At 74.8% G+C, this 13,441-nt stretch carries 8 protein-coding genes and 1 pseudogene; 6 read left to right on the top strand and 3 right to left on the bottom strand.

The window, feature by feature from the left end:
* Positions 1-39: 39 nt before the first annotated feature.
* Entirely contained in the window at positions 40-1,170 is a 1,131-nt protein-coding gene (locus HUT10_RS13420; protein ID WP_176171514.1) for a glycine amidinotransferase, read from the bottom strand.
* Between the two features lie 107 nt (positions 1,171-1,277).
* On the opposite strand from HUT10_RS13420, the gene HUT10_RS13415 reads away from it, so the two are divergent.
* The 6 genes and pseudogenes from HUT10_RS13415 (at position 1,278) to HUT10_RS13395 (ending at position 10,278) form a co-directional block, all read left to right on the top strand.
* Positions 1,278-2,018 carry a hypothetical protein gene (locus tag HUT10_RS13415; protein WP_176171513.1) on the top strand — a complete coding sequence of 247 codons (741 nt, stop codon included), beginning with the start codon at positions 1,278-1,280 and terminating at the stop codon, positions 2,016-2,018.
* A 420-nt stretch (positions 2,019-2,438) separates the two neighbouring features.
* Positions 2,439-3,695, top strand: a complete 1,257-nt coding sequence (locus HUT10_RS13410; RefSeq protein ID WP_176171512.1) for a cytochrome P450 — start codon at positions 2,439-2,441, stop codon at positions 3,693-3,695.
* Positions 3,692-8,241 (top strand): annotated as a pseudogene (locus tag HUT10_RS13405) (AMP-binding protein); the annotation flags it as partial. The gene HUT10_RS13410 and the pseudogene HUT10_RS13405, both read left to right, overlap by 4 nt.
* A 135-nt stretch (positions 8,242-8,376) precedes the next feature.
* The gene (locus tag HUT10_RS50925; RefSeq protein WP_254897458.1) at positions 8,377-8,721 is read left to right on the top strand and encodes a phosphopantetheine-binding protein; all 345 of its coding nucleotides are present in this window, start codon (positions 8,377-8,379) and stop codon (positions 8,719-8,721) included.
* Positions 8,699-8,911, top strand: coding sequence for an MbtH family NRPS accessory protein (locus tag HUT10_RS13400; protein ID WP_176171511.1), 213 nt, complete (start codon positions 8,699-8,701; stop codon positions 8,909-8,911). Before HUT10_RS50925 ends, HUT10_RS13400 begins: the two co-directional genes overlap by 23 nt.
* Positions 8,908-10,278 carry a hypothetical protein gene (locus HUT10_RS13395; protein ID WP_176171510.1) on the top strand — a complete coding sequence of 457 codons (1,371 nt, stop codon included), beginning with the start codon at positions 8,908-8,910 and terminating at the stop codon, positions 10,276-10,278. The genes HUT10_RS13400 and HUT10_RS13395 overlap by 4 nt, the downstream gene beginning before the upstream one ends.
* A 36-nt stretch (positions 10,279-10,314) precedes the next feature.
* On the opposite strand, the gene HUT10_RS13390 is transcribed toward HUT10_RS13395, so the two are convergent.
* A complete protein-coding gene (locus HUT10_RS13390; protein WP_254896858.1) occupies positions 10,315-13,242 on the bottom strand; it encodes an amino acid adenylation domain-containing protein in 2,928 nt (975 codons plus the stop codon).
* Entirely contained in the window at positions 13,221-13,379 is a 159-nt protein-coding gene (locus HUT10_RS50920) for a hypothetical protein (RefSeq protein WP_254896857.1), read from the bottom strand. The genes HUT10_RS13390 and HUT10_RS50920 overlap by 22 nt, the downstream gene beginning before the upstream one ends.
* Positions 13,380-13,441: the final 62 nt, after the last annotated feature.

Raw genomic sequence — 13,441 nt, 5'->3', positions numbered from 1 at the left:
CGGGGAGCGGACTTCCGGAAGCCGGAAGCCCACCCGGTCTCACACGTTCTGGTTGGGGAAGTAGTCCTCGCACCCGCCGTCGCGGCGGACGTCCCAGGTCGCGCAGTGCAGCGAACCGCCGTACTCGTACACGTGCCGGAACGGGATCGGCAGCACCTCGAAACCCAGGCTCGACAACAGGTCCTGCAGCGGCTTCTCCTGCTCCTCCACGATGATCTTCGACGGCGAGATGCTCAGCACGTTGATCGAGACCCACTTGGACGACTGGCAGTACCGGGGCATTTCGTCGTTGCTCGTGAGCGGCTGGGGCGCGGTCACGAACTCCCAGTCGTTGGCCAGGAACAGCTTCTCCTCGCCGCTGCTGATCGGGCGCTCGGGGTTGGTGAGCACCAGGCCCGCGCGCAGCGGGATGAACGTCGCGTCGATGTGGGACGGGAAGTAGTCCAGCGGGAAGTGCACCGGGTGCACGCGGAAGCCCCGCGGCTCCAGGTGCCGGGTCAGCCACCGGATGCCGGCGCGGTTGGTGGTCATCGACTCCTGGACGAAGATGTCCTTGCCCATCCGCGCCATGTCCGCGGCGTCGAAGACGACCTCGTCCTGCGTCACGCAGAACTCGAAGTTGTGCATCTCCTCGTGCCGCTTCGACAGTGGCCACGTCCAGAAGTCCTGGCGGTACATCTCGTCGGCCATGGACGGCTTCGGCGCCACCGACCAGGTCATCTGCGGGTCCTCGTCCCAGTACTCGTAGACGAGGCTCCGGTAGGCCTCGTACTCGAAGTACCGCGACCGCCGCGACATCGTCGCTTCGAGGACCTCGTTGCCCAGGGTGATCATCACGTCCCGCGGGCAGACCGCGCAGTACTGGTTCTCCACCTCGAACGTGGGCGTCTTGAGCGGGATCGAGTAGTCCCGCGGCGACGGGCGGCGCACCTTGACGCCCTGGGATTCGAGCAGTGAGACGAGCCCGGCGAGCTCCTCTTCGGCCTTTTCGTTCAGCTCACGGGGTTTGGGGCCGGTGGGGAACGGGCGTGGCTCGGACAGCCCGCGCTCCTGGGGCCGGTGCCCCGGCTCGGTCGGCTCGAAGCAGGCGTTCTCCGCGGTGCCCACGACGACCTCCTGGAGAGTGTCCCACTCGTTCCAGGAGTTGACGATTCTGGTGTCAGTCCGCATCGGCTCGTCACATCTCTCTGTAGGACGGTTGCTCGTCCCCATTCCACCGCCTCCGCCGGTGGCGGCCACAGTCCGGAGAACCCCGCACCGGGCGGGGTGTGCGGGGAATGTCGGACTTCGCGGGACCCGCTCCGCCGGGCACAGTGGACGGCGTGCCGCTCACCATCGACGCCCGCTTCAACGGTCCGGACGACAGCGCCAACGGCGGCTACGCGTGCGGGCTGTTCGCCAGTGCGTGCGCGGAACCGGTGGCGGTGACCCTGCACGCCCCGCCGCGGCTCGGCGTGCCGTTGCGGACCGAGCCCGGCGGCCGCCGGACCCACCTGTGGGACGGCGACGCGCTCGTCGCCACGGCCGCGCCGACCCGCCACCGGGTCGTGCCGCCCGCGCCGGTGCCGGTTTCCGTGGCCCGCGCGGCGGTCCCGGGCTACCGCGGCCGCCGCGGACACCCGTACCCGCACTGCTTCGCCTGCGGACCCGACCGCGAATCCGGGGACGGCCTGCGGCTCTCGCCCGGGCCGGTGCCGGACCGGGTCGACACGGTCGCCTGCCCGTGGGTGCCGGACGCGGGACTGTCGGCCGCGGACGGCCGGGTGCGCGCGGAGTTCGTCTGGGCCGCGCTGGACTGCCCGTCCGGCTGGACGGCGGACCTCGTCGCCGCGCCGAAGGTGCTCGGCTGGATGCGGGCGGAGGTGCTCCGGCGACCGGTCGCCGGGGAGGTGTGCGTGGTGGTGGCTGCCCTGGACAGCTTCGGTGGCGGGGGGCTCGCGGCCGGCTCGGCGCTGTACGACGAGTCGGGGGTGTTGCTCGCGCAGGCCACGACCCGGTGGTACGCCCCGGCGGGGTGACGCCTGCGCCCCCGAGCAGGCCGCGGGGCACGCCCGGCGGCCAGGTGGATGGGTGCGGTGGCTGGGGGACGGTCGTGGGTGTGAGGGGCGGCTTCGACGGGCCTGCCGAGCTCGGTGGCTGCGGCACGAAGGGCGGCTGCGGGTGGTTGCGGTGTGAGGGCGGCTTCGGCGGGTCTGCCGGGCTCGGTGGCTGCGGCTGGTCGCGGCACGAAGGGCGGCTGCGGTGTGCGGGGTGGCTTCGGGCTCGCGGCCGGAAACCCGGCCGGTGTACTCGGCCTTCCCGGCTCCTCGGCGGCCTTCCCCTACACCGGCGCCGGGAGCGTCCGGGGTTTTCCGGACTCATCCCGGCCCCCGGGAGCGCGGTTCGATGGTCCGGGCGGCCCGCGACTGCGTGCTGTCGACGAACGGGGAGAGCGCGCCATGCGAATTCCGACTTCGGTCGACGCGATCGGGGACAACACCATCGACCTCGACGCCGTCGACCTCGTGGACCCTCGGACGTACTCCGAGGGCGACCCGCACCCGATCTGGGCCGAGATGCGCCGGCGGGAGCCGGTGCGGTGGCACCCCGTCGGCAGCGATCTCGGGTTCTGGTCGGTGACCACCTACGAGCACGGCTCCTGGGTGCTGCGGGACCACGAGACCTTCACCTCGCAGCGCGGCACCCTGCTCAACCTGCTGGGCAAGGACGACCCCGCGGGCGGGCAGCAGATGGCCGCCACCGATCCGCCGAAGCACACCCGGATGCGGGAGCCGCTGCAGCGGGCGCTGACCATCAAGTCGGTGGAACGCTCCGGTGACCAGATCCGGGCCCAGGTGCGCCGGCTGCTCGACCCGGCCAAGTCGGGGGAGCCGTTCGACCTCGCGCAGGCCGTCACCCGGCTGCCGATGGCGGTCACCGGGATGCTGATGGGCCTGCCGGAGCAGGACTGGCCGCGGCTGACGCAGCTGACCCTGATGTCGATCGCGCCGGACGACCCCGAGTTCAACGAAGGCGCCGACACCCAGGCCACGCTGCAGCGCGCGCACCGGGAACTGTTCGCCTACTTCGCCGAAATCGTGCGGGCGCGGCAGAAGAACCCGGGCGGCGACGACCTGATCAGCCTGCTGCTGACCATCGACGTCGACGGCCGCACGATGGGCCTCGGCGAGGTACTGGCCAACTGCTACAGCCTGCTGCTCGGCGCGAACGTCACCACCCCGTACGTGCCGACGGCCGCGCTCGACGCCGTCATCGGCACCCCCCTGCTCCACGAGGTCCTGGAAAGCGCGAACACCAACACGATCCTGACCACCGTGGAGGAATCGCTGCGCTGGGCTTCGCCGGCCAACCACTTCATGCGGCACGCCGTGCGCGACGTCGACCTCGGTGACCGCAAGGTGCGCTCCGGTGACGCCGTCGTCGTCTGGCTCGGCTCGGCCAACCGGGACGAGACCGCGTTCGAGGACCCGTTCACCTTCAACCCGCGGCGCAAGCCCAACCGCCACATCGCCTTCGGCGTCGGCGGGCACTACTGCGTCGGGCACACCGTCGCCCGGGTGACGCTGCGCGCGCTGTTCGACGAGATCGTCAGCACCTTCGCCGACCTCGACCGCGCGGGGGAGGTCGAGCACCTGTCGTCGAACTTCGTCGCGGGCATCAAGCACATGCCGGTGGTCGCGAAGGTGCGCGGATGAACCGAGGGACCCTGGCCGGTCTCCTGCGCGGCCGGGCCGAGGACACCCCGTCCCGCACGGCGTTCGAGTTCCCCGGCGAGCGGCTGGTGGTCGATTACCGCGACCTGGACCGGCGTGCGCGGTTCGTGGCCGCCGCGCTGCGCGAGCGCGGCCTGGCCGGTGAGCGCGTGGTGCTGCTCTTCCCGCCCGGGATCGACTACGTGGCCGGGTTCTTCGGCTGCCTGTACGCCGGGGTCGTCGCGGTTCCGGTGTACCTGCCGACCGGCGTGCGCGGGACGGCGCGGATGCTCGACGTCGCCGCGGACGCCGGCGCCCGTGCCCTGCTGTCGACGACGGCCACGCGCGATGCGCTGGCCCCTTCGATGTCCACGATGGAGGGACCGGAGTGGCTGCCGGTCGACGACACCGGCGAGGACACGGCGTTCGACGGACCCGGTCCCGGCCAGGACGACCTGGCCTTCCTGCAGTACACGTCCGGCTCCACCGGCACGCCGAAGGGCGTGCGCGTGCGGCACGCGAACCTGATGGCGAACCTGGCCGAGATCGGCCGGCTGCTCGGCGCCGGTGCCGACGGCCGCGCGGTCAGCTGGCTGCCGCCGTACCACGACATGGGGCTGATCGGCGGCATCCTGCAGCCGGTGCACGGCGGCTTCCCGTGCAGCCTGCTCTCGCCGGCGGCGTTCCTGCGCGCGCCGGTGCGCTGGCTGGCCGAGATCAGCCGCAGCCGCGCGACGTTCACCGCCGCGCCCGACTTCGGCTACCGGGAGTGCGTCCGGCGCATCCCCGAGGCCGAGCGCGCGGACCTGGACCTGTCGTCGCTGCGGCACGCGCTGGTGGGCGCCGAGCCGGTCCGCCGCGCGACGCTCGACGAGTTCACCCGCGCCTTCGCCGGGGCCGGCTTCCGGCGGACGGCCTTCCACCCGTGCTACGGCCTCGCCGAGGCGACGCTGCTGGTGACCGGCGGGCTGCGGCCGGCCGGGCCGGCGGTGGCCGAGGTGGGCCGCGCGGAGCTGGCCGAGGGCCGGGTGCGGCTCGACCCGCCGGCCGGGCACCCGTCGGTGGCCCTGACCGGCTGCGGTGCCGCGACGGGCGACGACGTGGTCGTCGTCGACGCGGAAGCCGGGGCGGTCGGGGAAATCTGCGTCAGCGGGCCGAGCGTCACGGACGGCTACCACGGGCGGCCGGCGCCCCGGTTCGGAGCCGAGCTGCCGGGCCACCCGGGGCGGCGGTTCCTGCGCACCGGCGACCTCGGGTTCACGCTGGACGGGCAGCTCTACGTGACCGGCCGCCTGACGGACCTGATGGTGCTGCGCGGCCGCAACCACCACCCGGAAGACGTCGAGCAGACGGCGGAGGCGGCCCACCCGGCGCTGCGGCCGGGCCGGTCGGCGGCGTTCTCGGTGGACGACGGCGACGACGAGTACCTGGTCCTGGTGCACGAGGTGCCGGCCGGGACGAGCGCGGAGACGGCGGAGGCGGTGCGCTCGGCGGTCCGGGCGGCGATCGCGACCGAGCACGGGGTGACACCGCGGGAAGTCGTGCTGGTGCGCCAGGGCGCGATCGCCCGGACGACCAGCGGCAAGGTCCGGCGGGCCGAGACCAGGGGGAAGTGGCTCGAGGGCGCGCTGACGCCGGTGGCCGGAGCTTCCGCCGTCCCGGCCGCCGAACCGGACGACCGGCTGGCCGCGGTCGTGGGCACGGTGCTCGGCCTGGACCGGGTCCCCGCCGGCGAGCCGCTCGTCGGCCTCGGCCTGGACTCCCTGCGGGCGGTCCGGCTCGCCGAAGGGGTCGCCGACGCCTTCGGGGCCGAACTCCCCGTGCCGCGCCTGCTCGACGGGCTCACCCTGACCGGGCTGCGCGACCTCCTCGCGGAAGCCCCCGGACCGCAACCGGCCACAGTGGACACCACCGCGCCGACGCGGGCGCAGGAAGCCCTCTGGCTGCTGGACTCCCTGGGCGCCGGCCCGGCGTACCACGTGCACGGTGGCGTGCGGCTGACCGGGCCCGTCGACCCCGGACGGCTGGCCCGGTGCCTGGACGACCTCCTCGCCCGCCACCCCGGCCTGCGCACCACCTTCGCGCCCGACGCCGACGGCACCCTCACCGCGACCGTGCGCCCGCCCGGCCGGTTTCCCCTGCGGCACGGGGAAACCGGCGACTTCGCCACCGCCCCGTTCGACCTCGCCGAAGGGCCGCTGGTGCGGGCCGTGCTGGTCCGGCGCCCCGGCGACTGGTACCTCGGCATCGCCGCGCACCACATCGCCGTCGACGGGTGGTCGCTCGGCGTCCTCCTCCGTGAGCTCGGCGACGCCTACCGCGGCACCCCGCTGCCGGCGGCGAAGCCGGTTCCGCCGCCGCACCGGGACGACGACGGCTTCTGGCGCACGGCCCTCGACGGCGCCCGCCCGCTGGACCTCCCGCTCGACGCCCCGGCCCGGCCCACCTGGCGTGGCCGCTCCTTCGGCTTCGGCCTGGACGCGGCATCCACCAAGCGCCTGGTCGAGTACGGCGCCGCGCGGCGGGCGACGCCGTTCATGGTGCTGCTGGCCGCGCTCGGTGTCGTCGCGGCCCGCTGGTCGGGCCAGGACGACTTCGTGCTCGGCGCCCCGGCCGCCAACCGGGACCACCGCAACGCCGACGCGGTCGGGCTGTTCGTCACCGTCGTCCCGCTGCGCCTGGACACCTCCGGCGCGCCCGCGTTCGGCGAGCTGCTGGACCGGGTGCGGGCCCGCTGCCTCGCCGCCCAGCGGCACCAGGCGGTGCCGCTCGACGAGATCGTCCGGCTGCTCGACCCCGACCGGTCCGACGGGCGCGCCCCGCTCGTGCGGGCCGTCCTGGCGCTGCAGAACGTGCCGCTGCGGCCGTGGCAGGCCGGGGACGTGCGGGCCGAGGCGGTCGAACTGCCCGCCCCCGGCGCGCAGTTCGAGCTGTCGGTCCACCTCACCCAGCAGGCCGACGGCAGCCTGGCCGGGCACTTCACCTACGCCGCCGACCTGCTGTCCGGCGACACCGCCCGCCGGTTCGCCGACGCGTTCCGCCACGTCCTGCGCAGCGTCGCCGACCTCGACGACGTCCCCGTCGCCGACGTCCCGCTGTTCGACGCGGCCGAGCGCGCCCGGATCACCGGCCACCTCAGCGGCGCCGGCACCGACCCCGCACCGCCGGGACTGCTGCACGAGCTGTTCGAACGGCAGGCCGACCGCGATCCCCGCGCGACGGCGGTGCTCGGCGACCGGACGCTCGGCTACGGCGAACTGGACGCCGAAGCCAACCGCCTCGCCCGGCTGCTGCGCGAGCGCGGTGCCGGCCCGGAGCGGGTGGTCGCCGTGTGCCTGCCCCGCTCGGCCGACCTGGTCGTGGCGCTGCTCGCGGTGCTCAAGGCGGGGAGCTGCTACGTCCCGCTCGACCCGGCCAACCCCACCGCCCGGCTGACCGCGCAGCTGCGGGACGTCCGGCCGGTCGTGGTGGTGACCGACGACGACCTCGCCCCGCGGTTCCCGGGGCACGCCACGGTCCGCGTCGCCGACGCGGCCGGGTTCCCGGCGCACCGGCCGGAAGCGACGGCGACGCCCGGCAACCTCGTCTACGCCATCCACACCTCCGGCACCACCGGCACACCCAAGGCCGTGGCGAACGAGCACGCCGGGCTGGTCAACCGGATCCGCTGGATGCAGGCCGAGTACCGGCTCACCGCCGGGGAACGGGTGCTGCACAAGACACCCATCGGCTTCGACGTGGCGGGCTGGGAGCTGTTCTGGCCGCTGTCGGCGGGCGCGACCGTGGTGCTGGCCCGCCCGGACGGCCACCGCGACGCCGCCTACCTCGCCGGGCTGATCCGCGAGACCGGCGTGAGCACCTGCCACTTCGTGCCCTCGATGCTGCGGGCGTTCGTCGAGGAGTCCTCGGTCGCCGGCTGCGCGGGCGTGCTGCGCCGGGTCGTGTGCAGCGGGAAGAGCTGGCGCCGTCGACGGTCACCCGCCTCCGGGCGCTGGTGCCGGACGTGGCCGTGCACAACCTGTACGGGCCGACGGAAGCGGCCATCGACGTCACCGCGGTCGAAATCACCCCGGACCACGAGACGCGGCCGCGGCTGCCGATCGGCCGCCCGATCACCGGGGCCCGCCTGTACGTGCTCGACCCGCGGGGCGCCCCGGCACCGGTCGGGGTGCCCGGCGAGCTGGTCATCGGCGGGGTGCAGGTGGCCCGCGGCTACCTCGGCCGCGCCGCGCTCACCGCCGAGCGGTTCACGCCCGACCCGTTCGCACCCGGCCGGCGGCTCTACCGCACCGGGGACCGGGCCCGCTGGACCCCGGACGGGCTGCTGGAGTTCCTCGGGCGGCTCGACCAGCAGGTCAAGATCCGCGGCGTCCGGATCGAACCGGCCGAGGTGGAGGCCGCGCTCGCCGGCCACCCCGGGGTCACCGCCGTCGCGGTCGACGCCCGGCCGGGCCCGGACGGGGAACCGCGGCTGGCCGGCTACCTCGTCGGCGTCGACGACGTGCCCGACAGCGCCCTGCGGTCGTTCCTCGTCGAGCTGCTGCCGCCGGCGGCGGTGCCTTCGGCGTTCGTCCGGCTGCCCGCGCTGCCGACCGGGCGCACCGGCAAGCTCGACCGCGCCGCGCTGCCCGAGCCCACGGTCGTCCAGCCGGGTGGCACCGCCCCGCGTGACCCGGTGGAGCAGGTGCTCGCGGACATCTGGGCCGAGGTGCTCGGCCTGCCGGAGGTGTCGGTGACGAGCGGGTTCTTCGAGCTGGGCGGGCACTCGCTGCTGGCCACCCGGATCGTGGCCCGCATCCGCCGCGAGTTCGGCGTCGAGCTGTCCGCCGCCGACCTGCTCGGCGGCGGCACCACCGTCGCCGGCCTGGCCGCGGCCGTGCGGGCCGCCCGGCTGGAGCAGGCCGACCCGGACGAGCTGCGGCGGGCACTGGACGAGCTGGCCGACCTGACCGACGACGAGGTCGCCGCGCTGCTCGCGGACGACCCGACGACACCGAGGAGGACCGATGACAGCCGCGGAAACCGATGAGCAGACCTACCTGGTCGTGCTCAACGACGAGCTGCAGTACTCGATCTGGCGGGCGGACGCCGACGTGCCCGCCGGGTGGCGGGCGGAGGGCACCTCGGGCACGAAGGAAGCCTGCCTCGCCCACATCGACCGGGTGTGGACCGACATGCGGCCGCTGAGCCTGCGGCAGCGGATGGACGCCTCCTCGTGACCGGCACGCCGAAGGAGCGCCTCGGCGGCGTCATCGACGCCATGCGGGCCCGCTGGACCGGCCGTGACGTCGTCATGGCCGTCAACCACTTCAACGGCGGCATGAAGGCGCTCGCCGAAGAGCTGCGCCTGTCCGGCGCCCGGCTGCGGGCCGTGGTGATCAACACCGTGCCGCGGCCGGACGACCCGCCGGCCGAGCACGTGTTCAGCTGCGCCGAGCACGGCCTGGAGATGTCGCACCGGCAGTACGAGGCGTGGCTGGCGACCAAGCCGCCGGAGATCGTCGACTGGCTCGACGGCCTCGACCCCGGCCGCGAGTGGGAGGTGCTCGGCACCACCTACGGCGAGTTCGCCGAGCTGGGCGGCCGTCCGGCCTACGGGCACTGGCGGCCGCAGTGGGCCGGCTGGGAGGACAAGACCCGCATCGACCGGCTGTGGCAACGGGTCGGCATCCCGGCCCCGCCGCACGCGATCGTCGACGTCGACGACCCCGGCCTGGCCGCCACCGCCGTGTCACTGGACCGCGGCCACGGCGTGATGATCGCCATCGACACCACCCTGGACGTGCTGGGCAGCTCCCAGGGCCTGCGCTGGGTGCGGTCCCGCGCCGAGCTGGACCGGGCGGTCGAAGCCCTGCGGGTGCGCACCGAACGGGTTCGGCTCGCGACCTTCGTGCCCGGCGTCCCGTGCAGCCTGATGGGCATGGTCTTCGACGACGGCGTGGCCGTCTTCGACCCGATCGAGGTGATCACCCTGCACCGGCCGAGCACCGGGCAGCTGGTGTACGGCGGCTGCTCGACGGCCTGGCGCCCGGCGGCCGCCCGCACGGAGACGTTGCGCGGCTACGCCCGCCGCGTCGGGGAGGAGCTGTCGGCGTCGCTGGGCTACACCGGGGTGTTCAGTGTGGACGGTCTGTCCGGCGAGGACGGCTTCGTGGCCACCGAGCTGAACCCGCGGCACGTGTCGGGTATCGGCGTCCGGCCGGGCTGGCCGGAGTTCCCGACCCGGCTGCTCAACCGCGCCGTCCAGGACCACCGCCCCGAGGCGGCCGGGGTCCGGTGGCAGGACGTCGAGCAGGTGTACCGGGAGGTCGTCCGCGAGACACCGTCGGCGTCGCTGTGGATCGAAGTGCCGGGGACGGACCTCGGGCCGGGGGAGCGGACCACGACGGTGCCGGTCGACGGCTCGCCGGTGGAGTGCACCTACCGCCCGCAGTGCGGCGGGGTGTGGATCCTCGGCGCGTCGGGTTCGCCGGTCCCGCACGACGGCGCGCTGGGGCCGGTGACGGCGGCGCTGGCGGAGCAGCTCGGGGTGCCGGATCTGCGGTCCTTCGGGGAGATCACGGCTCGTTCGACGTTGGCCGGCTGAGGTTTCCTGCCTGTCGTGGGTGGGGGAGTCCCCCGCTCACGACAGGCAGGTGACTGCCGTCAGGCGCGTGAGCAGCTCGTCGGCCAGGCGGTGGACCCGGGCCGCCGGGAGCAGGTGCGGCCGGTGGGTGAACGCGATCCGGAGCGTCTCGCCCGGGGTGACCAGCAGGCTCAGCGCGTAGTGCGTGTCGTCGCTGTGGCGCACGTCGAGGATCCGCGGGTCGTCCAGCAGCAGGTCCGGGTTCTCGAACACCAGCAGCGTGTCGAACTCCGACTCCCACGACGCCAGGCGCCGGATCGCGCCGAGGCCGAGGTGCTGGTGCGGGGCCAGGGCGAGCTGCTCGGCCCGCACCCGCCGCAGCAACGCCCGCACCGGCTCGCGGGGGTCCACGGTCACCACCACCGGCACCGTGTTGACCAGCATCGCCACCAGGCTCTCCACCTCGGGCACCTCGGCCGTCCGCCCGGACACCGTCGTCCCGAACACCGCCGGCCCGCCGCCCGTCTCGGCGGCCAGGACGGCGCCCCACAGCGCCACCACGACCGTGTTCAGCGTCAGCCGGTCCGCCCGCGCCAGCGCCACCAGCCGGGCCGTCTCCGCGGCCGGCAGCTCGACGACGTGGTGGGCCGAAGCCGACGTGCCGTCCACCGGCGGGGCGAGCACCGTGGGGGCCACGCCGTCCACTGTGGACTTCCAGGCCGCGGCCGCCGCGTCCCGGTCCTTGGCGCGCAGGACGCGGAACCAGTCGCGCAGCGGCGGCACCGGGGTCTCCGCCGGGGTCAGCAGCTCGCGCACCAGCAACGTCACCGACCAGCCGTCGAGCAGCAGGTGGTGGTAGTCGAGGACCAGGTGCGCGGTGCCGCCCGGCAGGTGGACCAGGTGCAGGCGCAGCAGCGGCGGGGTGCGCACGTCGAAGGGGGTGGCCCTGCTCCGGCCGGCCAGGATGTCCGCCCGGGCCCGCGCCTCGGCCGGGGCCAGCGCCCGCAGGTCCGTTTCGCGCCACGGCAGCTCGGCTTCGCCCACGATCACCTGCAGGGGTTCCGGCAGGCCGGCGACCTCGAACGCGGCGCGCAGCGGGGCGTGCCGGCGCAGGGCCGAGACGGCCGCCGCGCGCAGGGCCGCCGCGTCGACCGGGGCGGCCAGCTCCAGCCGCAGCTGTTCGGTGTAGCTGTCGGTGTCCTGCAGGCGGTGGAACAGGAAACCCCGCTGCACCGGCGTCACCGGCAGGATCTCGGTCAGGCCGGGGTGGACCGCGCGCAGCCGGTTGAGCTGGTGGTGGTGCAGGGCCACCAGCGGCCGCACCGGGATCGCCGGGGCCGCCGCGGCCGCCGCGCCCGCGGCCAGCCGGCGCGGGGTGCCCAGCTCGAAGACCTGCCGGGTGTCCAGCGCCAGCCCGGCCCGCCGGGCGAGGACCACCAGCCGCACCGCGCCGAGGCTGTCGCCGCCGAGGGCGAGGAAGTCGTCGTCCACCCCGGCGGGGACACCGAGGGCGGCGGTGAACGCGTCCACCAGCGCCTGCTGCTCCGGCGTCTCGGCCTCGGCGGCACCGGTCGCGAACGCGGGGGCGGGCAGGGCTTTCAGGTCCACCTTGCCGTTCGGGGCGACCGGCAGCTCGGGCAGCGCGAGCACGGCGGCAGGAACCATGTGCGCGGGCAGCGACCGCGCCAGCTCCGCCCGGATCGCCGTGGCGTCCGGGTCCGCGCCGACGACGTAGGCCACGAGCTGCTTGCCGCCGCCTGCCGTCGGCCGGGGCAGCACCAGGGCCTGCCGGATGCCCGGCAGCGCCCGCAGCCTGCCCTCGACCTCGCCCAGCTCCACCCGGAAACCGTTGATCTTGACCTGGTTGTCCTTGCGCCCCAGGCAGTCCAGCTCCCCGTCGGCGGTCCACCGGGCGAGGTCGCCGGTGCGGTACATCCGGTCACCGGGCGCGCCGAACGGGTCGGGCAGGTAGCGCTCGGCGGTCAGCCCCGGCCGCCCGAGGTAGCCGCGGGCCAGGCCGGCGCCCGCGACGTAGAGGTCGCCCACCTCGCCGTCCGGCACCGGCCGCAGGTCCTCGTCCAGCACGTGCACCCGGACGTTCCACAGTGGACGGCCGATGGTCGGTACCGGACTGCCGCCGGACGACCACGTGGTCGCGTCCTGCATTTCGGTGGCGCCGTAGTGGTTGTGGACGCGCAGCCCGGGATGGGTGCGGAGGAAGCCGCGCAGGGTCTCGCCGAGCACCAGCGGCTCGCCGGACTGGACGATGTCGCGCAGGTCTTCCAGCGCCACCCCGGCCACGGCCGCCGCCTCGCACAGGGACTCGATGAGCACGTTCGGCAGGAACACCTGGTGCACCCGGTGCCGGTCGAGCCAGCGGGCCAGCCGGATCGGGTCGGTGCGGACGTCCTCGGCCGGGACGACCAGGCACTTGGCGTGCACCAGGGCGGCCAGGACCTCGTGCATGGCGAAGTCGAAGCCGATGGCCGAGAGGTTGGCCGTGCGCGTGCCCGGCCCGGTCGCGAACCGGTCGCCGTGCCAGGCCAGCAGGTTGACCAGGCTCGTGGCCGGCATCGCGACGCCCTTGGGGACGCCGGTCGAGCCGGAGGTGTAGATCAGGTAGATCGGGTGCGCCGGGTCCAGCGGGGCGACGCGGTCGGCGTCGGCCGGGTCGGTGTCCGGGAAGTCCCCGAGCGCGAGCGTGTCCCACCGCAGCACCGGAGCCGGGCCGAGGTCGAGGCTGTCCGCCGCGAGCACGGCCACCGGGGCGGCGTCGCCCACCATCACGGCGAGGCGTTCGGCCGGGTACTCCGGGTTGAGCGGCAGGTAGACCGCGCCCGCCTTGAGCACGGCCACCATGGCCACGATCGCGTCCGGCGACCGGGGCAGGGCCACCCCCACCACCCGCTCCGGCCCGGCGCCCCGGCCGATCAGCAGGTGCGCGAGCCGGTTCGCCCGGGCGTTCAGCTCGGCGAAGGTGAGCACGCCCGTCTCGTCGGCGAGCAGCGCGGGGCCGCCGGGTGCGCCCGCACGGCCGCCTCGAACAGCTGCGGCAGGGTGGCCGGGGGCACGGCCCTGACCTCGCCGTCGACCGGCCGGGACGACACAGCTGACCCAGTCATGCGGCTCCATCCGTCGCGGCGGTTTCGTCGATCCTCGGACGGTGAGGCCGGGGCGGGGAAGT

Source organism: Amycolatopsis sp. Hca4 (assembly GCF_013364075.1).
Classification (GTDB): domain Bacteria; phylum Actinomycetota; class Actinomycetes; order Mycobacteriales; family Pseudonocardiaceae; genus Amycolatopsis.
The sequence above is the reverse complement of the archived record's forward strand: the minus strand, read 5'-3'. Positions and strand labels throughout refer to the sequence as shown.